Source organism: uncultured Schumannella sp. (assembly GCF_905479755.1).
Classification (GTDB): Bacteria; Actinomycetota; Actinomycetes; order Actinomycetales; family Microbacteriaceae; genus DCRR01.
On record NZ_CAJQNT010000003.1, the window covers coordinates 193,893 to 217,447 of the forward strand.

At 70.4% G+C, this 23,555-nt stretch carries 25 protein-coding genes, 1 tRNA gene and 1 riboswitch; of the genes, 13 read left to right on the forward strand and 13 right to left on the reverse strand.

Features of this window, described 5'->3' with window-relative positions:
• Positions 1 to 41: 41 nt before the first annotated feature.
• The 6 genes from rplA to QZ258_RS01080 form a co-directional block, all read right to left on the reverse strand.
• The gene (gene rplA, locus QZ258_RS01055; RefSeq protein WP_294178223.1) at positions 42 to 731 is read right to left on the reverse strand and encodes a 50S ribosomal protein L1; all 690 of its coding nucleotides are present in this window, start codon (positions 729 to 731) and stop codon (positions 42 to 44) included.
• A gap of 2 nt (positions 732 to 733) precedes the next feature.
• Positions 734 to 1,165 carry a 50S ribosomal protein L11 gene (rplK, locus tag QZ258_RS01060; RefSeq protein ID WP_286720013.1) on the reverse strand — a complete coding sequence of 144 codons (432 nt, stop codon included), beginning with the start codon at positions 1,163 to 1,165 and terminating at the stop codon, positions 734 to 736.
• Between the two features lie 150 nt (positions 1,166 to 1,315).
• Positions 1,316 to 2,263, reverse strand: a complete 948-nt coding sequence (locus QZ258_RS01065; RefSeq protein WP_363181759.1) for a DUF368 domain-containing protein — start codon at positions 2,261 to 2,263, stop codon at positions 1,316 to 1,318.
• Complete coding sequence (gene nusG / locus QZ258_RS01070) at positions 2,260 to 3,204, reverse strand: transcription termination/antitermination protein NusG (RefSeq protein WP_294178231.1); 945 nt, start codon at positions 3,202 to 3,204, stop codon at positions 2,260 to 2,262. Before nusG ends, QZ258_RS01065 begins: the two co-directional genes overlap by 4 nt.
• Positions 3,205 to 3,241: 37 nt before the next feature.
• Entirely contained in the window at positions 3,242 to 3,523 is a 282-nt protein-coding gene (gene secE, locus QZ258_RS01075) for a preprotein translocase subunit SecE (RefSeq protein WP_294178233.1), read from the reverse strand.
• A gap of 48 nt (positions 3,524 to 3,571) precedes the next feature.
• A tRNA-Trp gene (locus tag QZ258_RS01080) sits at positions 3,572 to 3,644 on the reverse strand.
• Between the two features lie 382 nt (positions 3,645 to 4,026).
• Between QZ258_RS01080 and QZ258_RS01085 the strand changes: the two genes are divergently transcribed.
• The 6 genes from QZ258_RS01085 (at position 4,027) to QZ258_RS01110 (ending at position 10,794) form a co-directional block, all read left to right on the forward strand.
• On the forward strand, positions 4,027 to 5,943 hold the full coding sequence (locus QZ258_RS01085) for a choice-of-anchor G family protein (RefSeq protein ID WP_294178235.1): 1,917 nt from the start codon (positions 4,027 to 4,029) through the stop codon (positions 5,941 to 5,943).
• A 99-nt stretch (positions 5,944 to 6,042) separates the two neighbouring features.
• Positions 6,043 to 7,233, forward strand: coding sequence for a pyridoxal phosphate-dependent aminotransferase (locus tag QZ258_RS01090; protein WP_294178236.1), 1,191 nt, complete (start codon positions 6,043 to 6,045; stop codon positions 7,231 to 7,233).
• A gap of 82 nt (positions 7,234 to 7,315) precedes the next feature.
• The gene (locus QZ258_RS01095; RefSeq protein WP_294178238.1) at positions 7,316 to 8,191 is read left to right on the forward strand and encodes an ABC transporter ATP-binding protein; all 876 of its coding nucleotides are present in this window, start codon (positions 7,316 to 7,318) and stop codon (positions 8,189 to 8,191) included.
• Complete coding sequence (locus tag QZ258_RS01100) at positions 8,188 to 9,024, forward strand: ABC transporter permease (RefSeq protein ID WP_294178239.1); 837 nt, start codon at positions 8,188 to 8,190, stop codon at positions 9,022 to 9,024. The genes QZ258_RS01095 and QZ258_RS01100 overlap by 4 nt, the downstream gene beginning before the upstream one ends.
• A gap of 1 nt (position 9,025) precedes the next feature.
• On the forward strand, positions 9,026 to 10,174 hold the full coding sequence (locus tag QZ258_RS01105; RefSeq protein ID WP_294178242.1) for a sensor histidine kinase: 1,149 nt from the start codon (positions 9,026 to 9,028) through the stop codon (positions 10,172 to 10,174).
• Positions 10,171 to 10,794 carry a response regulator transcription factor gene (locus QZ258_RS01110; protein WP_294178244.1) on the forward strand — a complete coding sequence of 208 codons (624 nt, stop codon included), beginning with the start codon at positions 10,171 to 10,173 and terminating at the stop codon, positions 10,792 to 10,794. The genes QZ258_RS01105 and QZ258_RS01110 overlap by 4 nt, the downstream gene beginning before the upstream one ends.
• Positions 10,795 to 10,819: 25 nt before the next feature.
• Here the strand turns inward: QZ258_RS01110 and QZ258_RS01115 are convergent, their stop codons facing one another.
• The 4 genes from QZ258_RS01115 to QZ258_RS01130 are packed head-to-tail and all read right to left on the reverse strand — an operon-like array spanning position 10,820 to position 13,781.
• Positions 10,820 to 11,707 (reverse strand): ribokinase, encoded by an 888-nt coding sequence (locus tag QZ258_RS01115; protein WP_294178245.1) that lies wholly within the window; start codon positions 11,705 to 11,707, stop codon positions 10,820 to 10,822.
• 18 nt (positions 11,708 to 11,725) lie between these two features.
• Positions 11,726 to 12,910, reverse strand: coding sequence for a UDP-N-acetylmuramate dehydrogenase (locus QZ258_RS01120; RefSeq protein WP_294178247.1), 1,185 nt, complete (start codon positions 12,908 to 12,910; stop codon positions 11,726 to 11,728).
• Positions 12,907 to 13,335 (reverse strand): MaoC/PaaZ C-terminal domain-containing protein, encoded by a 429-nt coding sequence (locus QZ258_RS01125; protein WP_294178248.1) that lies wholly within the window; start codon positions 13,333 to 13,335, stop codon positions 12,907 to 12,909. The genes QZ258_RS01120 and QZ258_RS01125 overlap by 4 nt, the downstream gene beginning before the upstream one ends.
• The gene (locus QZ258_RS01130; protein ID WP_294178250.1) at positions 13,332 to 13,781 is read right to left on the reverse strand and encodes a MaoC family dehydratase N-terminal domain-containing protein; all 450 of its coding nucleotides are present in this window, start codon (positions 13,779 to 13,781) and stop codon (positions 13,332 to 13,334) included. The genes QZ258_RS01125 and QZ258_RS01130 overlap by 4 nt, the downstream gene beginning before the upstream one ends.
• Before the next feature lie 439 nt (positions 13,782 to 14,220).
• On the opposite strand from QZ258_RS01130, the gene QZ258_RS01135 reads away from it, so the two are divergent.
• Genes QZ258_RS01135 through QZ258_RS01150 form a run of 4 tightly spaced genes read left to right on the forward strand, consistent with a single transcriptional unit; the run spans position 14,221 to position 17,243 of the window.
• Entirely contained in the window at positions 14,221 to 15,006 is a 786-nt protein-coding gene (locus QZ258_RS01135) for an ABC transporter permease (protein WP_294178253.1), read from the forward strand.
• A gap of 10 nt (positions 15,007 to 15,016) precedes the next feature.
• Positions 15,017 to 15,754: a LamB/YcsF family protein gene (locus tag QZ258_RS01140; RefSeq protein ID WP_294178255.1), complete on the forward strand. Its 738-nt coding sequence runs from the start codon at positions 15,017 to 15,019 to the stop codon at positions 15,752 to 15,754.
• Positions 15,751 to 16,365 carry an allophanate hydrolase subunit 1 gene (locus tag QZ258_RS01145; RefSeq protein ID WP_294178257.1) on the forward strand — a complete coding sequence of 205 codons (615 nt, stop codon included), beginning with the start codon at positions 15,751 to 15,753 and terminating at the stop codon, positions 16,363 to 16,365. Before QZ258_RS01140 ends, QZ258_RS01145 begins: the two co-directional genes overlap by 4 nt.
• Positions 16,362 to 17,243 (forward strand): biotin-dependent carboxyltransferase family protein, encoded by an 882-nt coding sequence (locus tag QZ258_RS01150; RefSeq protein WP_294178258.1) that lies wholly within the window; start codon positions 16,362 to 16,364, stop codon positions 17,241 to 17,243. The genes QZ258_RS01145 and QZ258_RS01150 overlap by 4 nt, the downstream gene beginning before the upstream one ends.
• Before the next feature lie 51 nt (positions 17,244 to 17,294).
• Here the strand turns inward: QZ258_RS01150 and QZ258_RS01155 are convergent, their stop codons facing one another.
• The 3 genes from QZ258_RS01155 to QZ258_RS01165 all read right to left on the reverse strand — a co-directional run bounded on the left by QZ258_RS01155 (position 17,295) and on the right by QZ258_RS01165 (position 20,812).
• Positions 17,295 to 18,170 (reverse strand): bifunctional methylenetetrahydrofolate dehydrogenase/methenyltetrahydrofolate cyclohydrolase, encoded by an 876-nt coding sequence (locus QZ258_RS01155; protein ID WP_294178260.1) that lies wholly within the window; start codon positions 18,168 to 18,170, stop codon positions 17,295 to 17,297.
• The gene (glyA, locus tag QZ258_RS01160; protein ID WP_294178262.1) at positions 18,167 to 19,459 is read right to left on the reverse strand and encodes a serine hydroxymethyltransferase; all 1,293 of its coding nucleotides are present in this window, start codon (positions 19,457 to 19,459) and stop codon (positions 18,167 to 18,169) included. Before glyA ends, QZ258_RS01155 begins: the two co-directional genes overlap by 4 nt.
• A 41-nt stretch (positions 19,460 to 19,500) precedes the next feature.
• A riboswitch (ZMP/ZTP riboswitch) is annotated at positions 19,501 to 19,586 on the reverse strand.
• A gap of 2 nt (positions 19,587 to 19,588) precedes the next feature.
• Positions 19,589 to 20,812 (reverse strand): MFS transporter, encoded by a 1,224-nt coding sequence (locus QZ258_RS01165; protein ID WP_294178264.1) that lies wholly within the window; start codon positions 20,810 to 20,812, stop codon positions 19,589 to 19,591.
• Between the two features lie 190 nt (positions 20,813 to 21,002).
• Here QZ258_RS01165 and purU point away from each other — a divergent pair, with 190 nt between their 5' ends.
• The 3 genes from purU to QZ258_RS01180 all read left to right on the forward strand — a co-directional run bounded on the left by purU (position 21,003) and on the right by QZ258_RS01180 (position 23,555).
• Positions 21,003 to 21,857, forward strand: a complete 855-nt coding sequence (purU, locus tag QZ258_RS01170; RefSeq protein ID WP_294178266.1) for a formyltetrahydrofolate deformylase — start codon at positions 21,003 to 21,005, stop codon at positions 21,855 to 21,857.
• A 16-nt stretch (positions 21,858 to 21,873) separates the two neighbouring features.
• A complete protein-coding gene (gene nagA, locus QZ258_RS01175) occupies positions 21,874 to 23,022 on the forward strand; it encodes an N-acetylglucosamine-6-phosphate deacetylase (protein ID WP_294178268.1) in 1,149 nt (382 codons plus the stop codon).
• Positions 23,023 to 23,147: 125 nt separating this feature from the next.
• Positions 23,148 to 23,555 carry a hypothetical protein gene (locus QZ258_RS01180; RefSeq protein ID WP_294178270.1) on the forward strand — a complete coding sequence of 136 codons (408 nt, stop codon included), beginning with the start codon at positions 23,148 to 23,150 and terminating at the stop codon, positions 23,553 to 23,555.

A 23,555-nucleotide genomic window follows, 5' to 3' on the forward strand; every position in this document is an offset into this window, starting at 1 on the left:
GTGGTGCGGGTGACAACAGGAACTGTCGTCGAACGTGCCTCTTAGAGCACGCTGACGTCGAGCGGAACGCCCGGGCCGAAGGTCGTCGAGAGCGTCGCCTTCTGGATGTAGCGGCCCTTCGACGAGCTCGGCTTGATCCGCTGGATCTCGTCGAGCGCGGCGTGGAAGTTCTCCGCGAGCTGCTCGGTCGAGAACGCCGCCTTGCCGATCACGAAGTGAACGTTGGAGTGCTTGTCGACACGGAACTCGATCTTTCCGCCCTTGATCTCCGCGACGGCCTTGGCCGCATCGGGGGTGACGGTGCCGGTCTTCGGGTTCGGCATGAGGCCACGCGGACCCAGCACCTTTCCGAGGCGACCGACCTGGCCCATGAGCTCGGGCGTCGAGACGGCCGAGTCAAAGTTGGTGTAACCGCCGGCGACCTTCTCGATGAGCTCGGCGCCGCCGACCTCATCGGCACCCGCGGCGATCGCCGCTTCGGCGGCCGCACCGGTCGCGAAGACGATGACGCGCGCGGTCTTACCCGTGCCGTGCGGCAGGATGACGGTTCCGCGAACCATCTGGTCCGCCTTGCGCGGGTCGACACCCAGCTTCATCGCGACCTCAACGGTCGAGTTGAACTTGGCGGAGCCGGTCTCGCGGACGACGGCAACAGCCTCGTCGGGACCGTAGAACTTGCCGTCTTCGAGCTTGTCGAGGGCAGCGCGGTAGGACTTGGAATTCTTTCCCATGATTACGCCTCCACCGTGATCCCCATCGAACGGGCCGTGCCCGCGATGATCTTCATGGCCGCTTCGACGTCGTTCGCGTTGAGGTCGGCCTGCTTCTGCTCGGCGATCGCGCGAACCTGGTCCTTGGTGAGCTTGGCCACCTTGACGGTGTGCGGCGTGCCGGAACCCTTGGCGACGCCGGCGGCCTTCTTGATGAGCTCGGCGGCGGGCGGGGTCTTCAGGATGAACGTGAACGAGCGGTCCTCGTACACGGTGATCTCGACCGGGATGACGTTGCCGCGCTGCGACTCGGTCGCGGCGTTGTAGGCCTTGCAGAACTCCATGATGTTCACGCCGTGCTGACCCAGCGCGGGGCCGATGGGCGGCGCGGGGTTCGCGGCGCCGGCGTTGATCTGGAGCTTGATCAGGCCGGTCACCTTCTTCTTCGGTGCCATTGTTCTTCTTTCTGTCGAGCGTCCTGCGGACGCGCTCCCGCCACACCAGCGAACCTGGAGTGCGGTGAGGGATGTTTCGGCCGATGTCGATTTCGACACAGCCGACAGGTCAGCATACCCGAATCGAACGGGTGCCGCGAGGCGAGGGAGCTACTCGGCCGTGCTCTCGGCGAGCACGTCGCGGCCGGTGGCGATGCGGCGCCGCACCAGGCGGGACTCCACGAACAGCAACCCGACGACGAGCGCGGCGCCGGCAACGACAAGAGCGATCACCATCGGCAACTGCGCACCCTCGGGCGCGAGCACCCCGCCGGTCTCGGTCTGCCAGGGCCACAGCGCGCGCAGCGAGCCGAGCATCAGACCGGTCATGATCGCGAGCGTCACCTGACGGCGGCGCTCAAGAAGCCACTGCAGCAGCGGCGCGAAGCTCGCAAGACCGAGCACGGCGCCCAGCGCGAAGACGCCCAAGTAGACGAGATCGCGATCATTCACGGCCTCGAGCGTCGGCGCGTACAGCCCCATCGCCAGCAGCAGGAACGAGCCCGAGACGCCCGGAAGCACGAGCGCGCAGATGGCGATCGCGGCGGCCACCGCGACGAACCACAACTGGGGCTCCGCGTCGCCCGCCGCCGGAAGACCGGTCAGTACGAACGCGAGCACCGCCGCGAGCACCGCCAGCAGCACCTCGCGCGAACGCCACCGCCCGACCATGCGGATCGGAACGACGAGCGAGGCCAGAATCAGACCCACGAAGACGGCGCGCGTCTCGACAGGGTGGCTGTCGATCGCGGGAGCCAGCAGCGCCGACGCCACGAGCACCGCGACCGCCATGCCCGCCAGCACGGGGAGGATGACACGCCAACTGACCGCCGAGAAGTGGCCGCGCGCTCGCGCGGTTCCCCGCCCGGACGGCACATCGACGATCGCGGACACCGTGCCGCGCACCACCGCCGCGGCGGAGCCGATCAGCCGGTCGTAGACCCCGACAATGAGCGCGATGGTGCCGCCGGACACGCCCGGAACGACCTCCGCCGTTCCGATGAGTGCCCCGCGGATGACGTCGATGCCGACGCCCGCGACCGAGCCCAGGCGGCTCAGAGCTTCGTCACCTGGTCGAAGCTGAGCTCCACCGGCGTCTCGCGCTCGAACAGCGACACGAGCACCGTGAGCTTGCCGCTCTCGGGCTTGATCTCGCTGATCGTGCCGGGAAGACCCGCGAACGAGCCCTCCTTGATCGTGATGGTCTCGCCGATCTCGAAGTCGACCTCGGCGGGAATGACGCGCGCGGCCTGCTGACCGCCCTTGGCGGCACCAGGCTTCGTCGGAGCCTCGACAACCTGCACGAGGCTCTTCAACATGTTGAAGGCCTCCTCGAAGCGCAGCGGCGTCGGGTTGTGGCTGTTGCCCACGAATCCGGTGACCCCGGGGGTGTGGCGCACGACCGACCAGCTGTCCTCGTTGAGGAACATGCGCACGAGCACGTAGCCGGGGATGCGGACGCGGGTGACGAGCTTGCGCTGCCCGTTCTTGATCTCGACAACGTCTTCCATCGGCACCTGGACCTCGAAGACGAAGTCCTCCATGCCCATCGACTGGCGACGCGACTCGATGTTCTGCTTGACGCGCTTCTCGAAGCCCGCGTAGGAGTGGATGACGTACCACTTGCCCGGCGCGGCCCGCAGCTCGGCGCGGAACTCCTCGTAGGGGTCCACCTCGGCGCCGTCGGCCTCCGCCTCGTCGCCCGCCTCATCGTCGGTCGCCTCAACGGCGGCCTCGGCCTCGTCGGCGGAGTCGATGTCGAGGGCGTCATCCACGACGGCGTCAGCCTCGGGGTCGGCGGCCGCGTCGAGCGCGTCAAGAAGGCTCTCGAGGTCGGACTCGACGTCCGGCTCCTCCACGACGTGGATCGCCGTGTGCTCGGCAGCGTCGGCCGAATGCTCCTGCTGCTCGAGGACGTTACCCTCCTGGGCCTCGTCCTCCTCGGAGGACTGCTCGGCGGCCGTCGCGAGATCGATGTCGCGGCGCTCTTCTTGGCTCACGGTGCTTCTTTCCTTGAAATGTGGTCGAGGCGACGGATCAGCCGAAGTAGCTGCCGTTGCCGAACACCCAGGACACGAGCCAGCCGAAGCCGTAGTCGAGTCCGTAGATGATCCCCATCATGATGACGACGAACACCAGAACGACTCCGGTGAAACTGATCAGCTCGCGCCGCGTCGGGGTGACGACCTTCTTGAGTTCGTTGATGACCTGACGGATGAAGAGTGCAACCCGCGCAAACGGCCCTCGCCGTTCGGCGCGGTCCCGCTTGGCACTCTCGACGAGGTCCTCACTCGGCTCGTCGACCACCTTGCGTGCCACTTTCTCCACCTTTCGGCCGCTGAATCCCGGGGAAGACCCGAGATCTTGCAGGGCGGACAGGAATCGAACCTGCAACCTGCGGTTTTGGAGACCGCTGCTCTGCCAATTGAGCTACCGCCCTACAGTGCCGGGAATCACCGCTCGTCCTGACCGTTCCCGGGCACGACGAAGCTTGGCGATTTCCACCACCGAGACCAGTGTAGGGCATCCCGCGGGGAGCCTCCGAGGGGCGGCGGCTCGCTCAGAAAATTCGGGAGAAAGTTTCGCAACCCGCGTCATGGAGGGCGTACCGGTCTGTCTCTTCCTGTAACGGCAGAGCCACCAACTCAGCCGGACACAACGAAACACCGAACCGGGCGTAACGAAGCTGAGATCAGGCAGAGATCGTTCGCCCAATGATGACCCCCGCGGGGAGGCCACGGCCTCCCCCGGGGTTGTCGTTGGCGATCCCCGCCGCGATTGATGCTTCCGCGTCCACTCCTTGGATCAGGAAGGCACACATCGTGTTCACCACACACCACTCGCGCACCCCCCGCGCGGCCGCAGGGGTCGGGACCCTCGCGCTCGCGGGAGCGCTCATCCTCAGCGGCCCCGCCGCGATCGCCGCCCCCGCGGCGCATCTCGACAGCCACACCGACGCGACCTTCGCCGAGGGCCAGTTCCTGACGGGCACCGTCGCCGGCTCCTCGCTCGACAGCATCGTGAGCATCGATGGCGCCCAGGCCTTCAACGACGGCACCGAGGAGACACAGACCGTCGTGCACCCGCTCTCGGTCACCGCGCTCAGCGCGGTCACCGTCGGCACCGGCACGCCGGTGACGATCCCGCTCGGCGATGCCGTCGAGGTCGGCGCCGTGTCGCAGTACGCGCTGGCCGACCCTGGCGCCGCGGTCGGGGCATCGGGTGCCATCACGAGCGATGGCGGCCTCGGCCTCGGCTCTGATGCGTCCGTCCCGAGCGGCTCGGCCACGATCGACCTGCAGGCGCTCATCACTCCCGCCTTCGCCGACACGATCGCCGACCTCACGCTCGAGCTGGATGCACTCGCGGCCCGCGCGGAACGCGACTCCGGCGAGGCGGAGGGCGATTACTACATCGCCGGCGCGACGCTGCACTTCTCGAGCCCCGCGATCGCTCGACTCACCGAGAAGGTCAACACCTCGCTCGATGTCGTTCTCGACGAAATCGATGACCTGAGCGGCGCCGACGGCGATCTGCTGGATCTCGTCTCCGCCCTCGTCGCCGACCTCAATCCGGCCCTCAACCTGGTGGGGACCAACGCCAACGTTTCGGCGAACATCGACACCAGCCAGCTGCGGAGCGCGGTGTCGGCGATCCTGACGGCGGCGTACGGCGACGGCGGCATCTCGTTCAACCTGGAGACGGGGGTCGTCTCGATCGACCTGGAGCACTACGTCGGAAGTCTCAACAACCTCCCGGTGAACACGGAGCTGCTCACCGACGCGGTGATCTCGCGCGTCCTCCACACCGTGACCGACACGGTCTCCGGACTCGCGGATGACGTCGTCGCCAAGGTCGAGGATGTCATCCGCGACCTGACGGTCGACGTGCACGCCGATCTGGTCGTCAACGTGGCGCAAGCCCCCGTCGTCACCGAGGTGTGCAAGACCGTCGAGCGAGTGATTCAGGTACCCGTGCTCGGCGGACTTCTCGGCAACGTCATCGGAACCGTCGACAAGATCGTCGAAGAACTCGTCTGCACCGAGGAAACCCGGCTGCTCGACCCGCTGACGACGAGTCTCGTGCTCGACATCTCGGCGACCGTCGACGAACTCGTCAGCGGCGTCGGCGTCGATGCCGACATCACGGCTCAGGTGCTGGGCCTGCCGATCAACGTCAACGCGAACCTCTTCGTCGGCGCGATCGGAGACCTGCTGAACGATCGACTGCTGGGCGACGGCGCAATCTCGGACCTGGTGGATGCGCTGGAGCTGAACCTCGTCGACCCCGCCCTCGATGGGCTGCTCGACGACACGTCCTCGATTCAGAATCTGCTCACAGACGTCGTCTCGATCACGGTCAACGTGCAGGAGACCTCGGTCACCGGTCCCGCGGGAACCGCGCCGAGCGATGACCCTTACTTCTCGCAGACCGCGGTGCGCGTCGGCGTCCTTGACGGCGGCGAGCTGCTGTCGCTCAGCCTCGCGTCTGCGACGGTCGGGCCGAACGCTGACGGGGCCGACGACTCCGGCTGCGTCACCGACTGCGGTAGCGGCGGCGGCGGAGGCGGCGGAGGCGGCGGCGGCGGCGGCGATGATGGCTCCGACATCGCGAGCCTCGCGCTCACCGGCGTCGGGATCGCCCTGCTCGTGGCGATCATCCTCGGCCTCCTCATCGTCGGCAGCGCGCTGCTGATCGCACACCACCGCCGGACCCAGGGCGGTGCGGTGCTCGGCTGATCCAAGCGAGCGCCGGGTAGTACGGAGCCGGAGTCGCCTGGGGGTAGGCGGCTCCGGCTCCGCTGTCCGCTCACCAACCCAGCCGAGTAGGCTGAGGGGGTGCAGCGCGTTTCTCACCGCATCGGATCCATCGCCGAGTCCGCGACCCTCAAGGTCGACGCCAAGGCCAAGCAGCTGAAGGCCGCCGGTCGGCCGGTCATTAGCTTCGCGGCCGGTGAGCCCGACTTCCCGACGCCCGACCACGTCGTCGAGGCCGCCGTCGCGGCGGCCCGCGACCCCAAGAACCACCGCTACACGCCCGCCGCGGGCCTTCCCGAACTCCGCGAGGCGATCGCGGCCAAGACGCTGCGCGACTCGGCGCTCGAGGTCGACCCCTCGCAGGTGGTGGTGACCAACGGCGGCAAGCAGGCGGTCTACCAAGCCTTCGCGACGTTGCTCGACCCGGGCGACGAGGTGCTGCTACCGGGGCCGTACTGGACGACCTACCCCGAGGCGATCGCGCTCGCCGGCGGCGTCCCCGTCGAGGTGTTCGCGGGAGCCGACCAGAACTACCTGGTGACGGTCGACCAGCTCGAGGCCGCCCGCACGCCGCGCACCAAGGTGCTGCTGTTCGTCTCGCCCTCGAACCCCACCGGCGCGGTCTACTCGCCCGAGCAGACGGCCGCGATCGGCGCCTGGGCCGACGAGCACGGGCTCTGGGTGATCAGCGACGAGATCTACCAGAACCTCGTCTACGACGGCGTTCGCGCCGCCTCGATCGTGGAGGCGACGCCCGCGCTCGCCGACCGCACCATCCTCGTCAACGGCGTCGCCAAGACCTACGCCATGACCGGCTGGCGGCTGGGCTGGATGGTCGGGCCGAAGGATGCGATGACGGCCGCCGCGAACCTGCAGTCGCACCTCAGTTCCAACGTCTCCAACATCTCGCAGCGTGCCGCGCTCGCCGCGCTCACCGGCCCCCAGGACGCCGTCGAGGAGATGCGCCTCGCCTTCGATCGCCGCCGCCGCGCGATCGTCGCGGGGCTCAGCGCGATCGACGGGATCACCGTGCCGCTGCCGCAGGGCGCGTTCTACGTGTACCCGGATGTCTCGGGGCTGCTCGGCCGCGAATGGGCCGGCGTCACGCCGACCACGAGTCTCGAGCTCGCCGATCTGATCCTCGAGAAGACCGAGGTCGCCGCCGTGCCCGGGGAGGCCTTCGGGCCGAGCGGGTACCTGCGTTTCAGCTATGCGCTCGGCGACGCCGACATCGCCGAGGGCATCGCCCGCCTGCACAAGCTCTTCGGGTAGCGCGCGTATCCACCGACCGGTGGATACCGCAACCCACCGCCTCGTCGTTGTCGCGACCGCTCGCACGGAGCAGAGTTGAGGCATGACAACGGACACAGTGGTAGAGGTGCGCGATCTCCGCAAGGAGTACCGCGGCGGTGTGCTCGCACTGCGCGGCCTCGATTTTGACATCCATCGCGGCGAGACCTTCGCCCTGCTCGGCCCCAACGGTGCCGGCAAGAGCACCACGATCGAGATTCTCGAGGGCTACCGCGACCGCACCAGCGGCGAGGCGCGCGTGCTCGGCGTCGATCCGCAGCACGGGGGGCTCGCCTGGAAGGCGCGCCTCGGCATCGTGCTGCAGAGCAGCGGCGAAACCGGCAATGCGACCGTGCGCGAGCTTCTGCGACTCTTCGCCGGCATGTACCCGAACCCGCGCGAGGTCGACCAGGTCATCGCGGCCGTCGGGCTCGAGTCGAAGGCCGATGTGCGGATCAAGAAGCTCTCCGGCGGTCAGCGCCGTCGCGTCGACGTCGCCCTCGGCGTGATCGGTCGCCCCGAGCTGCTGTTCTTGGACGAGCCCACCACCGGGTTCGACCCGGAGGCGCGTCGCCAGTTCTGGGACCTCATCCGCGACCTCAAGCGCGAGGGCACCACGATTCTGTTGACCACCCACTACCTCGACGAGGCCGCGCAACTCGGCGACCGGGCGGGCATCGTCGCCGGCGGACGGCTCGTCGCCCTCGGACGCATCGACGAAATCGGAGGCGCCGAGGCGCGCGTGCCGATCGTGCGTTGGGTCGAGCAGGGCACGGTGCGCGAGGAGCACACCGATCGGCCCGCCGCCCGGGTCACCGAACTCGTCGCCCAGAACGGCGGCGTCGAACCGGATCGCCTCGAAGTGATCCGACCCAGTCTGGAAGACATCTATCTCGGTCTCGTCGGCGAGACCACGCGTCAGGAAGAGGCCCTCGCATGACCATCGCCACCGCCCCCCTCCGCCCGGGCCGCGTGATCCCGCTCGGACTCGCGCGCATCCGCTACGAGGTCGCCATGTACTTCCGCCAGGGCGACACGGTGTTCTTCACGTTCCTGTTCCCGCTCGTCATGCTGACGATCTTCTCGGTCGCCTTCAGCGAGGCCAGCTTCGGCCTCGACCCCGACGGCGAGACCGTGACGGCGGCCGCCTACTACCTGCCCGGGATGCTCGCCGCTGGCGTGCTCCTGTCGGGACTTCAGAACATGTCGATCGACATCGCCATGGAACGAAGCGATGGCACCCTCAAGCGCCTCGCCGGGACGCCCCTGCCGATGATGAGCTACTTCGTCGGCAAGATCGGGCAGGTGCTCGTGACGGGCATCCTGCAGGCCGCGCTGCTCATCCTGGTCGCGGGCGTCGTCTTCCAGGTGCCGCTCCCGACGGATGCGGAGAGCTGGGCGACCTTCGCCTGGGTCTTCTTCCTCGGCGTCGCCACCTCGGCGGTGCTCGGCATCGGTCTCGCCAGCCTGCCGCGCAGCGGCAAGAGCGCGACCGCGGTCATCATCCCGATCGTGCTCGTCCTGCAGTTCATCTCGGGGGTCTACCTGCGCTTCAGCGACCTGCCGGAGTGGCTGCAGAATGTTGCCAGCGTGTTCCCGCTCAAGTGGCTCGCGCAGGGGATGCGCGCGGTGTTCCTCCCGGAGAACTTCGAGGCCTTCGAGCCGGGCGAGGTATGGAACCTCGCGGGGGTCGCCATCGCGACCGGCATCTGGCTCGTCGTCGGACTGGTGCTCGCGCGCCTCACCTTCCGGTGGATCCGGAAAGATAGCTGACATGAACAACCCGCGGTGGTGGGACGTCGCGATCCTCGGCTCGAGCCTCGTGCTCGCGGGGATCGTGACGTTCTTCGCCGACGGCACGGATCGGGTGGTCGGCTACGCGATCCTGACCGTCTTCGCGATCTCCTGGCTCGCCATCGGGCGCCCAGCGTACCGGCGCGAGCAGTACCACGCGATGTCGATCTTCATCGTCGTCACCGTCCTCGTCACGGGCGCCCTGGTCGCCATCAACCCCGTCCTGGCCTTCGCCCAATCGATCGCCTACCCGATCGTTTGGGCCCTCGCGCCGTCCACGCGGCGCGCGATCATCGCCAACATCGGCATCGCGCTCAGTGTGGGCGCGGGCTTCGTGGTGAACCTCGGCACGGCACCCGGGGCGCTGCTGTCCACCTTCGTCACCGTCGTGCTGTCACTCACCTTCAGCCTGGCGCTCGGACTCTGGATCACCCGCATCGCCCGATTCGGGGCGGAGAAGGCGCTGCTCGTCGACCAGCTCACGGCCGCTCAGCGAGAACTCGAAGTGCTGCACCGCGACCGCGGCGTCACCGAGGAGCGCGAGCGGTTCGCCCGCGAACTGCACGACACCATCGCGCAGAGCCTCACCGGCATCGTGCTGCTCGCCCAACGTGCCCGTCGCGAGCACCGGGACGGACGCCTGAACGATGAGAGCCTCGAACTGCTCGAGACGGCCGCCCGCGATTCGCTCACCGAGACGCGCGCGCTCGTCGCCGGAACCGCGCCCGTCGATCTCGGCGGCGGCATCGACGCGGCACTCGAGCGGCTCGCCCTCCGCTTCGAGCGCGAGACCGGCATCGCCGTCACCGCGGAGGTCGATCCCGCTACCCACCTCGACCGCGACGCCGAAGTGGTCGTGCTGCGCTGCGCCCAGGAAGGACTCGCGAACGTGCGCAAACACTCCTCCGCCTCCGCGGCGCGCATCGAGGTCGTCACGGCCGAGCACGACGCGCTGGTTCGGATCAGCGACGACGGCGTCGGCTTCGATCCGGCACTCCGCCGGGGGGCCGGGTTCGGACTCGACGGACTCACCGCCCGCCTGGAACTCGTCGGCGGCAGCCTCACCATCGACGGGACGCCGGGCGCCACGACGCTCACGGCGCGACTTCCGCTCGGAGCGGCCTCGTGATCCGCATCCTGGTCGCCGATGACCACCCGATCGTCCGCGCGGGACTCGTTGCCCTGCTGGAGGCGGAGAGCGACCTCGAGGTGATCGGCACCGCGACGACGGGCGTCGAGGCGGTCGAGATCGCGCTCGCCGAGCGCCCCGACGTGGTGCTCATGGATTTGCGGATGCCCGAACTCGATGGCGACGCCGCGACAGCCGAGATCCGGGCCGTCGCGCCCGAGGTGAAGGTCGTCATCCTCACCACCTACGAATCCGACGACGCGATCCTCGCAGGTGTCGAGGCCGGGGCCAGCGGCTACCTGCTGAAGGCGGCCCCCGAGCAGGAACTGCTCGCCGGGGTGCGCGCGGTCGCCGCCGGCGAGGTCGCGCTCGCGCCGCGCGTCGCCGCGATGCTGGTGACGCGCGTCTCGCGCCCCGCCACGCCCCCCGTCGCGCTCAGCCCGCGCGAACTCGAGGTGCTGCGCCTGGTCGCCGACGGCCTCAGCAATCGGGCCATCGGCGAGCGCCTGTTCGTGGGCGAGTCCACCGTCAAGACCCACCTGCTGCACGTGTTCACGAAACTCGAGGTCACCGACCGCACGCGCGCCGTCACGCGCGCGATGGAGCTCGGCATCCTCTAGCGGATCGCGATGCCGCGGGGCGCGATCAGAGCGCCGCGGCGACCTCATCCCAGGTGGGGATCGAGCTGGTGGCCCCGGGCCGGGTCACCGTGATCGATGCCGCCACCGACGCCGTCCGGACGGCGTCGTCGAGCTCGTCGCCCGCGGTCAGCCGCGCAATGAGCGCACCGACGAAGGTGTCGCCCGCCGCGGTCGTGTCGACCGCGTTCACCCGGCGCGCCGGCACCTCGGCGATCACCTCGCCCGCACGCGCGATCACGGAACCGTGTGCGCCGCGGGTCATGATGACCGTCGCGGCCTGCTGGCTCAGGGCGCGCGCCGCCACGAGCTCATCGTCGACGCCCGCCAGCTCGCACGCCTCGCCCGCGTTGGGGACGAGGATGTCAACCAGGCCCAGCAGCTCCGGGGCCAGGGGGCGCGCGGGCGCCGGGGTGAGCACGGTGCGCACGCCGGACGCGCGGGCGAAGGCGAGCGCCTCCGCGACCAGCTCCAGCGGCCGCTCCAGCTGCAGCACGAGCGCGGAGGCGCCCGCGATGTGCGAGCGTGTGACGTCGTCGAGTTCGGTCACGGCGGCGTTCGCCCCCGGAACCACGACGATCGAATTCTCGCCGTCGTCCACGACGGCGATGTGTGCGGTGCCGGTCGCACCGGCCACCTCGATCAGGCCACTCAGGTCGATGCCCTCGGCGTCGAGGCACGCGCGCAGCACCCGGCCCGCGTCATCGGCGCCCACCGCCCCGAGGAAGGCCACGTTCCCGCCCGCGCGCGCGGCGGCGACGGCCTGATTCAGACCCTTGCCACCGGGGACGGTGACGAAGTCGTGACCGAAGATGGTCTCGCCCGGTTTTGCGAGTCGCGGTTGGGTCACCACGAAGTCGAGATTGGCGCTTCCGAGCACGGCGATGTGAGGCATCCCTCGAGCGTACCGGGGCTAGAGGTGCACGCCGACGAGCACCGGTTCGGGGTGCAGCACGACCCCGAACTGCGACAGCACGCGCGTCTGCACGTAGCTCGCCAGCTGCACGATCTCGGCCGCCGTCGCCCCGCCGCGGTTCACGATCGCGAGGGTGTGCTTGCTCGAGATCGCCGCCTTCGACCCGGGAAGCGCGAAGCCGCGGGCGATGCCCGCGCGCTCGATCAGCCAGGCCGCGCTGAGCTTGACGAGATACTCGCCCGAGGCGGGACGCGCCAGGCTGGGGACCTCGGCCCCCAGCGGGAGCACCCGATCCGGCTCGTCCGGCGCCGTCGGCCAGCGGGGTGCATCGCTCGGTAGCCCGCGCGCGAAGTGCTCGCTCACCACGGGGTTCGTGAAAAAGGACCCGGCGCTGCGCGAATCGGGGTCGCGCGGGTTCCACAGCATCCCCTTGCTCGCGCGCAGTTCCAGCACCGCCGCGCGCACCTCGTGCACCGGGATGCGGTCGCCGAGGCGGACGCCCAGGGCATCCGCGAGCTGTGGGTAGGCGATCGGCTGCGACAGCGCCGTCTGGCCGGCGGGAGCCTCGAAGAGCGCCAGCTCGAGGGCGACCACGAGACCGAGGCGTCCGCGCTTGAGCGCGCTCGTGCGGTAGCCGAGCCCCAGTGCGGCGGCGGGAATGCGTGAGAGCTCCCCCGAGTCGAAGTCGAGGAACTCGATCGCCGTCAGGCTCGACGCGAGCTCCTGACCGTAGGCGCCGATGTTTTGCACCGGCGCGGCGCCCGCGCTGCCCGGGATGCCTGACAGGGCCTCGATTCCGGCCCAGCCGTGCTCGACGGCCGAGGCGACGACGTCGTCCCAGTTCTCCCCCGCCTCCACGCGCAGACGGACGGTGCGCTCGCGCGCGCCCTCCCCGGCGGCGGGGCCGCTCACCGGCGAGCCGGGCTCGCGCACGCGCGGCGGGTCGCCCGCGAGGCGCTCCAGACCGCGGCTCGCGACACGGATGACGGTGCCCTCGAATCCGTCGTCGGCGACGACCAGGTTGGAGCCGCCGCCGAGCAGCAGCCAGTCCTCCGGCGACGACCACGCGGTCCGCACGGCGTCGAGGAGATCGGCGCGCGTGGTCGGCGTGACGAGTCGCTCGGCCGCGCCGCCGACCCCGAGGGTCGTCAGGCTGGCGAGGTCGGTCACGTCGTCGGTCACGCGGGCAGGGCGATGACGGCCTGGGCCTTGCCGAGCACGGTCTGGCCGTTGTAGCTCACGGTGAGGTCGATGCGCGCCCCGGCGTCGTCGAGGGCCCCGACCTTGGCGGTGACGCTCACGACCGCGCCCGTCTCCGGATCCACCACGACCGGGCGCGTGAACCGCACCTGGTAGTCGAGAATCTTGCCGCTGTCGCCGCCGAGCCACTCGACGACCGGCTGCACCGCGAAGCCCATCGTGAGCATTCCGTGGGCGAGCACGCCGGGGAGCCCAACGCTCGCCGCAACGTCGTCGCGATAGTGGATCGGGTTGAAGTCTCCCGACGCCCCGGCGTAGCGCACCAGGTTGTCGCGAGTGAGCCCGAAGCTCGACTCGGCGACGACGTCACCGACGGCGAGGGCGGACCGGTCGGGAAGGGTGCTCATGACTCATCTCCTCGGACGACGAGCGTCGAGATCGCGGTGACGACGTGGGCGCCGGAGGCATCCACGATCTCGGAGGACGCGGTGACCATGCTGTTGCCGCCGAGCGACTTGACGCTCGTCACGGTCATGGTGGCCGTCAGCTCGTCGCCCGCGACGATCGGCCGCGTGTAGCTGAAGCGCTGGTCGCCGTGCACGACGCGCGAGAAGTCGATGCCGGCGTCGGGGTCGCCGAGCAGCTGCGCGAGCGTGTGCTCCTGCACCACCACGGGGAAGGTCGGCGGCGCGACGACGTCGGCGTAGCCGGCCGCGCGCGCGGCCTCGGGGTCGAGGTTGATCGGACTCGTCGACAGCACGGCGCGCGAGAACTCGCGCACCTTCTCGCGACCGACCAGATACGGCTCGGTCGTCGGATAGCTGCGACCCTGGATTTCGGGGTTCACGGACACGCGGGAAAGCCTACCGGCGCCCGCGGGGCGGTTCGGGGGAATGAGGCGGCGCACCCGACATTCGGCCCCGGAATCACCGAAGCCCCGGGGCCGTGCGGCGCCCGAGGCTTCGGAATTCTCATTCCCGGCCGGAGCCGGGTTCAGTGGTGTGCCTTACTGGCAGCTTTCACACTGCAGGTCGTCCATCGGATCGACCGGGACAGCGTACCCACCAACGGTGTCGACGTCGTTCATGTGAGCCTCCTCATTTCAGCGGTTCCCCTACGCCGTCCGGAGCTGAATTAAGCCTCGACCGGTGAGTTGGTCCTTCACTATATACCGGGAATTCCACCGATGTAATTACCTAGATGTTGTGATTTCGGCGTGTCGCAAGATTTTCGTCTCCACCGCGACAATCGCCCGCCCGGTGCCCGCTCGATTCAGACCCTAGGCTCGGCGCATGACGTGGGAAACCGGCCTCGCGACGACGATCGCGCTCATCGTCCTCGCGACCGTGGCGACGCTCGGACTGTGGGCCGGGCGCATCCCGTCGCCGTGGTCGATCGCCACAGCGCTGGGCCGTGCGGCGCTCCAACTCGCGGCGTTGAGCCTCGTCCTGGCCGGGGTCATCACCGACGCGCGGTGGGTCGCCCTCGGGCTCGTCGTCATGTTCGCGGCCGCGGTCGGCACGGCGGCCCGCCGCGCGCGACTCGGACGCGCGCAGCTCGGCAGCCTCGCGCTGGCCATGCTGGTCGGCCCGCTCGCCGTCGGCGCGATCATTTTCGCCAGCGGAGCCCTGGAATTCTCGCCGCGTTACGTGCTCGCGGTCGGCGGCATCATCATCGGCAACACCATGACCATCGCGATCCTCACCGAGCGCATCTTCACCTCCACGGTGCGCGACGGGTGGGACGAGGTGGAAGGCTGGCTCGCCCTCGGCGCGACGCCGCGACAGTCCACCGCGACCCTCGCGCGCCAGGCGATTCGCACGGCGCTCCTGCCCTCGATCGACCAGACCCGCACCACCGGAATCGTCGTGCTCCCGGGCGCCTTCGTCGGCGCGATCTTCGCCGGCGCCTCGCCTCTCGAAGCCGGGCGTTTCCAGTTGCTCGTCCTCGCCGGCATTCTTGCCGCCGGTGTCATCACGGCCACACTCCTGGCGCGCTCGCTGGGGGCGATCACCCAACGGCCCGGACACGTCGAGCTCGCCCGCACCACCCCGCGACCCCCACGGCCGCCTGCCTAGACTGGCGCGCATGGCAGCGATCGACCTGAACGCCGACCTCGGCGAGGGGATGAGCGAGGATGCCGAACTCCTCGCCCAGGTCACGAGCGCCAACGTGGCGTGCGGCTTCCATGCCGGCGACGCGGAGACCATGCTCGCGACCGTGCGGGGCGCGCGGGAGTCCGGCGTCGCCGTCGGCGCACACCCCTCCTACCGCGACCGCGAGAACTTCGGCCGCAGCCCGATGAACCCCTCGCCTGCCGAACTGCAGGCCGATCTGGAGGCGCAGCTCGCCGCCCTCGCCGAGGCCGCCGTCGGCTCGATGGTCGAGGTGCGCTACCTCAAGCCGCACGGCGCGCTCTACAACCGCATCGCCATCGACCCCGGTCAGGCCGACATCGTGGCGCGGGTCGCGGCGGCCGCGGAACTGCCGCTCGTCGGTCTTCCCGGAAGCGCCATCGAGTCGGCCGCCGAGCGGCACGGGGTGCGGTTCGTGCGCGAAGCCTTCGCCGACCGTGGCTACCTCCCCGATGGCCGCCTCGCCCCCCGCGGGGAGCCGGGTGCCGTGCTCTCGAACGCCGACGAGGTGGCCCGTCGGGCCGTGCGGCTGGCCCGCGAGCACGTCGTCGTCGCCCTCGACGGCAGCGAGCTCGAGGTGGACGCCGCCTCGCTCTGCGTCCACGGCGACACTCCCGGTGCGGCGACCCTCGCCCGCGCCGTGCGCGCCGCCCTCGACGCCGAGGGCATCGACCTGCGGGCCTTCGCGTGAGGGTGCTGCCGTTCGGCGATCGGGCGCTACTCGCCGAATACGACTCCCTCGAGGTCACGATGGCCGCCGCGCGGCAGCTCGAGGCCTCAGCACCGGCGGGCGTCGTCGAACTCGTGCCCGCCGCGCGCACCGTCCTCGTGCGCGTGGAGCCGGGGGTGTCGTTGCGCAGGGTCGAAACCTGGATGCGCGAGGTGGGAGATCCGGCGCCGGCAGCCGCCGCATCCGGCGCCCCCCTCGTCACGATCCCGGTGCGCTACGACGGACCGGATCTCGCCGAGGCTGCCGCCGCGGTCGGGCTCACCGCGGGCGCGCTCGCCGAACGCCACGCGGCGAGCGCCTGGGTGTGCGCGTTCACCGGCTTCGCGCCCGGCTTCGGCTACCTCGTCTCGCCCGACTTCGGCCTAGAGCTGCCACGACGCGCCACCTCCCGCCCGCGCGTGGAGCCCGGCTCGGTCGCCCTCGCGGCCGAGTTCTCCGGCGTCTACCCGCGCGCCTCCCCCGGCGGCTGGCAGCTGATCGGCTCGACCGATGCCGTGCTGTTCGATCCCGAGCGCGAACCCGCGGCGCTGCTGCGCCCCGGCACCCGCGTGCGATTCGAGGCGCGGCCATGACCGGCGCCTCCACGATCGAGGTGCGGGAGGCGGGTCCGCTCGCTCTCGTGCAGGATCTCGGCCGCCCCGGCCGCGCGCGCGACGGCGTCGGCGTCTCGGGCGCGATGGATCGCGGAGCCCTCGCCCTCGGCAATCGACTCGTCGGCAATCCGAGCGACGCCGCGGGCATCGAGTTCCTGCTCGGCGGCGCCCGCCTGCGGTTCGCGCACCCGACCTGGTTCGCGCTCACCGGCGCGCGGCTCGACGCTCGACTCGACGGCGCCCGCGTCGACTCGCACACGGCGACGCTCGCCGCGGCGGGCGCCGAACTCGTGCTCGGCACGGCGACGCACGGCGTGCGCGGGTATCTCGCGCTGCGCGGCGGCATCGACGCGCCACCGGCCCTCGGCTCCCGTTCGCGCGACACGCTCGCCGCGCTCGGCCCCGAACCGCTCGCCCACGGCGACGTGCTGCCGCTTCGCCCCGAACCCGCGACACCGGTCCCCGCGATCGACTTCGTTCCCGTCGACCCGCCGACGGCCCAGGCGCGTCTGCTCGCGTTGCGACCGGGACCCCGGCAGGAGTGGTTCACCGCCGAGGCCTGGCGCGTGCTCCTCGAGCAGGCCTGGGCGGTGTCGGCGCGCGCCGACCGCACCGGCATCCGCCTGGATGGTCCCGCACTCCGCCGCCGCGACGACCGCGAGCTCCCGAGCGAGGGGATGCTCCCGGGCGCCATCCAGGTCTCCCCCGACGGCGCGCCGACGATCCTCGGCCCCGATCATCCGGCGACCGGCGGCTACCCGGTGATCGCCGTCGTCACGGATGCCGACCTCGACGCCCTCGCGCAGCTGCGCCCCGGGCAGTCGGTGCGCTTCACGCTCGCGACGGGCGCCGCGTAGCCCGGCCGCACCTCGACCGGCCGCGCGTCGAACGGCGGCGCCTCGACCGGCTCAGAGCCGTTCGGCCGCCTCGACCACGTTCTGCAGCAGCAGCGCGCGGGTCATCGGTCCGACCCCGCCGGGGTTCGGCGAGAGCCAACCCGCGACCTCGGCCACGTCCGGGTGCACGTCGCCGTGCAGGCGGGCGCGCCCCGAGTCGGTGGTGCCGACGCGGGTGACCCCGACATCCAGCACCGCGGCGCCGGGCTTGATCCAGTCCGGCTGCACGAAGTGCGGAACGCCGAGCGCCGCCACCACGATGTCGGCCCGGCGCACCTCGGCAGCCAGATCCGGGGTGCGCGAGTGGGTCAGCGTCACGGTCGCGTCGACGCCCTTGCGGGTGAAGACGAGGCCGAGCGGGCGCCCGACCGTGAGTCCGCGCCCGATGATCGTCACGTGCTTGCCGGCAATCGGCACGTCGTGCCGACGCAGCAGTTCGACGACACCCGCGGGCGTGCACGGCAACGGCGAGTTCATCTCGCTCGCGACGCCGAGCACGAGCCGCCCCAGGTTCGTGGGGTGCAGCCCGTCGGCATCCTTCGCGGGATCGATGAGCTCGAGCATGGCGTTCTCGTCGATGCCCTTCGGCAGCGGCAGCTGCACGATGTAGCCGGTGACGGCGGGGTCGGCGTTCAGTCCGGCGATCGCCGCACGCACCTCGGCCTCGCTCGCCGTCTCCGGCAGTTCGACCCGGATCGACTCGATGCCGACCTCCGCGGAGTCGCGGTGCTTGCCGCCGACGTAGGAGACGGATCCGGGGTCGCTGCCGACGAGCAGTGTGCCGAGCCCGGGCGCGATGCCGGCGGATCGCAGCACGGCGACGCGCTCGGCGAGCTCGGCCTTGATCGCGGTCGCGGTCGCGATGCCGTCGAGACGGATCGCGGTCATCGCCACGTGCCCGGCGAGGAGAGGCCCTCGTAGAGCGGGAAGGCGTTCGCGAGCGTCTCGACGCGGGTGCGCAGCGCGGAAAGGTCCGAACCGGGGATGAGCGTCAGCGCGATGATGTCGGCCACCTCGGTGAACTCGGCATCGCCGAAGCCGCGGGTCGCGAGCGCGGGCGTGCCGATGCGCACGCCGCTGGTGACCATCGGCGGGCGCGGGTCGTTCGGCACGGAGTTCTTGTTCACGGTGACGCCGACCTCGTGCAGGCGGTCCTCGGCATCCTGGCCGGTCATCTCCGAGTGCCGAAGATCCACGAGCACGAGGTGCACGTCGGTGCCGCCGGACAGGACGTCGATGCCGGCGGCCTTCGCATCCGGCTGCGTGAGGCGCTCGGCGAGGATCGCGGCGCCGCGCATGGTGCGCTCTTGGCGGTCGCGGAACTCCGGCTCGGCCGCCAGCTTGAACGCGGTCGCCTTGGCGGCGATGACGTGCATGAGCGGGCCGCCCTGCTGGCCGGGGAAGACGTTGGAGTTCATCTTCTTGGCGATGTCGGCGTCGTTGGTGAGGATGAAGCCCGAGCGCGGACCGCCGATCGTCTTGTGCACGGTCGAGGAGACGATGTGCGCGTGCGGCACCGGTGAGGGGTGCAGCCCCGCGGCGACCAGCCCGGCGAAGTGCGCCATGTCGACCCAGAGCTTCGCGCCCACCTCGTCGGCGATCGCGCGGAAGGCGGCAAAGTCGAGCTGGCGCGGGTAGGCCGACCAGCCGGCGATGATCACCTGCGGCTTCACCTCGAGCGCCTTCTCGCGCACCGTCGCCATGTCGATCGTCATCGTTTCGGGGTCGACGCCGTAGGCGTGCGCCTCGTAGAGCTTGCCCGAGAAGTTGAGACGCATCCCGTGGGTCAGGTGACCGCCGTGCGCCAGCTCGAGACCCAGGATGCGGTCGCCCGGCTGCGCGATCGCGCTCAGCACGGCCGCGTTGGCGCTCGCACCGGAGTGCGGCTGCACGTTGGCGAACTGGGCACCGAACAGCGCCTTGGCGCGCTCGATGGCGAGCGTCTCGACAATGTCGACGAATTCGCAGCCGCCGTAGTAGCGGCGGCCCGGGTAGCCCTCGGCGTACTTGTTGGTGAGCACCGAGCCCTGCGCCTCGAGGATCGCGCGCGGCACGAAGTTCTCGCTCGCGATCATCTCGAGCGTCGAACGCTGGCGATCGAGTTCGAGGGCGAGCGCCTCGGCGACCTCCGGGTCGACCTCAGACAGCGGCGAATTGAAAGTGGAGGGAATGGACACGGGCGCTCCTAACGTTCACGAGAAAACTACCTGGTTGGTGCAGGGGCGGCCCAGGCGTACGGCCGCCGTTCACGTGATCGTCGCTCCCCGATGGTGACCCATCCGAACGCCAGTCGCGACAGCGCCAGTCTACGCGACGCCGCGCAGCTCACCGGAATGCGGCGCGAGGCGTACACGATCGGTGAGGGCGACGAAGGCGATGCCGATCACCACCAGCACCACGAGCCCCCAGGGCAGGACCGCGATGCCGACCTGGTCGAGCAGCGCGCCCCCGAGCAGGGCGCCGCCGCCGATCGCCACGTTGAACGCGGTCGTGAGCCACGCCGCGGCGATGTCGCGCAGCCGCAGCGACGCGGTGTGCAGGATGCGCGCGTGCATGACCGCAGGGATGCCGCCGAAGGCGATGCTCCACAGCGCCATGAGCACGAGGGCCGCGACGAAGCCGTTGCCCCACACGGCGAGCGCCGCCATGCTCGCCGCCACGCCGGCCATCATCGTGAAGAGCGTCGCCTGCGGCGCCCGGTCGCCGAACACCGCCGCGAGCACCAACCCCAGCGCGCCGCCGATGCCGTTGACGAGCAGGATCACGGGAACGAGCTCGGGCGCCACCCCGGCGACCTGGATCGACCAGGGCGCGACGTAGGTGCCGAACAGGTTGTAGCCCGTGATGACCAGCGCGACGGTGACGCAGACGATGATGATGCCGGGCACGGTCGGGTCTTTGCGCGCCGAGGTCTGGATCTCTCCGGTCGCCAGCGGGATGCGGTGGGCGACCGGCGGCAGGTAGAGCACCACGAGCGTGGCGAAGACCACGACGACCGCCGCCATCACGATGAAGGCGGCGCGCCAGCCGAGCGCGTGGCCGAGCGCCGTGCCGACGGGGACCCCGAGGATGAACGCGGCCGTGCCGCCCGCGTTGGTGATCGAGATGGCCTTGGCCAGCTGAGTGCGCGGCACCAGGCGCGAGGCATACGGCCCGGTCACGGCCCAGAACAGTCCGTGCGCGAGACCGCCGAGGATGCGTGCGCCGACCAGGAACTCGTAGCTCGGCGCGATGCCCGCCAGCACGTTGGCGAGAGCGAACACCCCGAGCAGCACGACCATGAGCCACTTGCGGGAGTACTTGTGGGTGATCGCGGCGAGCGGGGCGGTGCTGACGACGACGGTGAACGCGAAGATCGTGATCAGCAGACCGACCCGGGACTCCGAGACCCCGAGGTCACTCGCCATGTCGGGCAGCAGCCCGGTGGGCAGGAACTCGCTCGAGACGGAGACGAAGATGGCCCCCGTCAGGACGAGGAGGCGCCCGAGCGGGAAGGGCGCGGTGGTGGTGGGCGCAACAGTGGACGACATAGAAAGAAGACAGCTCTCGAGAACGAGGGGATGGCGCGAATCGCCGGCCGCGGGAGCGCGCGTGCCGCGGGCTCGGGTCAAGTCTACGGAATCGCCGTCGAGCATCGCTCGGACACGGCACGGCCGCACCGCCGCACTCCCGGGCCGGTGCCTGCACGGCAGGGCGGAACGCCTGCCCTACGCTAAAAGCGTGACCACCCCGACTCACTGGATCCTGACGCTCGTGTGCGAGGACAAGCCCGGCATCGTGCACGCCATCAGCGGGGCGATCGTCGCCGCATCCGGGAACATCACCGAGTCGCAGCAGTTCTCGAGCGACGACACCGGCACGTTCTTCATGCGACTCCAGGTGGAGTCGTCGGCCACCCGCGATGAGTTCGAGGCCGCCCTCGCCCCGGTGACGAAGCACTACGACATGCAGTGGCAGCTCGACGTCGTCGGTCGACCCCTGCGCACGCTCGTGCTGGCCTCCAAGTCCGCGCACTGCCTCAACGACCTGCTGTTCCGTCAGCGCGCCGGCCAGCTCTCGGTCGACATTCCGCTCGTGCTCAGCAATCACCCCGACCTCGGCGAGCTCGCCTCGTTCTACGGCGTCCCGTTCGAGTCGCATCCCGTGGCGAGCCCCGGCCAGAAGCTCGCCTTCGAGCAGCGGGTGCTCGAGGTCGTCGAGGAGCACGACATCGAGCTCGTCGTCCTGGCGCGGTACATGCAGATCCTCTCCCCGGAGCTGTGCGAGGCACTCGCGGGACGCGTCATCAACATCCACCACTCGTTCCTTCCCGGCTTCAAGGGCGCCAACCCCTACAAGCAGGCGCACGCGCGCGGGGTGAAGATCATCGGAGCGACGGCGCACTTCGTCACGAGCGACCTCGACGAAGGCCCGATCATCGAACAGAACATCGTGCGCGTCGACCACACCCGCACCGTCTCGGAACTCGTCGCCATCGGCCAGGACGAAGAGAGCCGCACCCTCACCCAGGCCGTCAAGTGGTTCAGCGAGGATCGAGTCCTGCTCGACGGCGCGCGGACCATCATCTTCCGCTGACCTCACGGAGGCACGCATGCCCCTGCTCTTCGAGAACGCTCGACTGGTCGACCTCGACGGCGAGCGCCCCGGCTGGCTCCTGGTCGATGGCGACACGATCACCGCGACCGGCACCGGATCCGCGCCTGATGAGGTGACCGCGGCTGCCGCCGAGCGCATCGACGTCGCCGGCGCCTGGCTGGCGCCCGGATTCATCGACCTCCACGGCCACGGCGGCGGCGGTTTCGCCTTCGATGACGGACCGGAGTCGATCCGCGCGGCCCTCGCCACGCATCGCGCCCACGGCACGACGCGGAGTGTGATCTCGCTCGTCGCGAATCCGCTCGACACCCTCACCGCCAGCCTCCGCACCGTCGCCGAGCTCGTCGCCTCCGACCCGCTCATTCTCGGGTCGCACCTCGAGGGCCCCTACCTCGCGGTGCGCCGCCGGGGCGCGCACGCGCAGGAGTTCCTGATCGCGCCCGATGCGGAGGTCGACGCGCGGCTGTTGGAGGCCGCGAACGGCACGCTTCGGCAGATCACGATCGCCCCCGAGCTCGAGGGAGCGCTCGAGTCGATCGATCGCTACACCGCCGCGGGCGCCGTCGTCGCGATCGGACACACCGAGGTGGACTACGAGACGGCTCGCCAGGCGTTCGCCCACGGCGCGCGGCTGCTGACCCACGCCTACAACGCGATGCCCGGAATCCACCACCGCGACCCCGGTCCGCTGGTGGCCGCCTTCGACGACCCGAACGTGGCGGTCGAACTCGTCGCCGACGGGATCCACGTGCACCCGGGAGTGCTCGAGATGACGTTCCGCGCCGCGCCGAACCGGATCGTGCTCGTCACCGACGCGATGGCGGCCGCCGGAAGCGCCGAGGGGTTCTATTCGATCGGATCGCTCAACGTCGTGGTCAAGGAGGGCCGGGCGGTGCTCAACGGCACCGACACCCTCGCGGGCTCGACGCTGACCCTCGATGTCGCACTGCGGACCGCGATCGTCGCCGCTCAGACCGCTCCCGCGGATGCGGTGGCCGCGCTCACCTCAACGCCGGCCCGGGTGCTCGGCCTCGATGACCGCCTCGGCCGGCTGGCCCCCGGCTTCGCCGCCGACCTCGTGGTCCTCGACGACGAGTGGACCGTCGACGCGGTGTGGGCCCGCGGGGAGCGCGTGCCGGTCTGACCCGGCCGACCGCGTCATCGGACGTGCATACCAGCCTCACGGCGCCCGCACAGCGAGGCGGCGCCGAAGCCTGAAAAACTGGCTCTGCACGATCAGTCCGCCGCCGTTCACCCCTGGGAGCCCCCATGACCGCACACCCCCGTCTCGCCTCCGCCGGAGTCGCGAGCCTCGGAGTCACCCTCGCCCTCACCGGATGCGCAACCGCGAGCGACGCCGCCTCCGCCGCGACCGCGAGCTACACCGATGGCGAGTACACCGCGACGGCGGAGTACCAGGCTCCCAGCGGCGCCGAATCGATCGTGGTCACCGTGACGCTCGCCGATGACACCATCACCGCCGTCGAGGTGGTCGGCGACGCGACCGACTCCCAGGCGCAGCGATTCCAGGAGCAGTTCGCCGGCGGGATCGCGAGCGAGGTCGTGGGGGTGGACATCGATTCGCTCTCCGTTTCGCGGGTCGCCGGGTCGTCGCTCACGACCACCGGATTCGTCGCGGCGATCGACGCCATCAAGTCGGAAGCGCTCGAGAGCTGA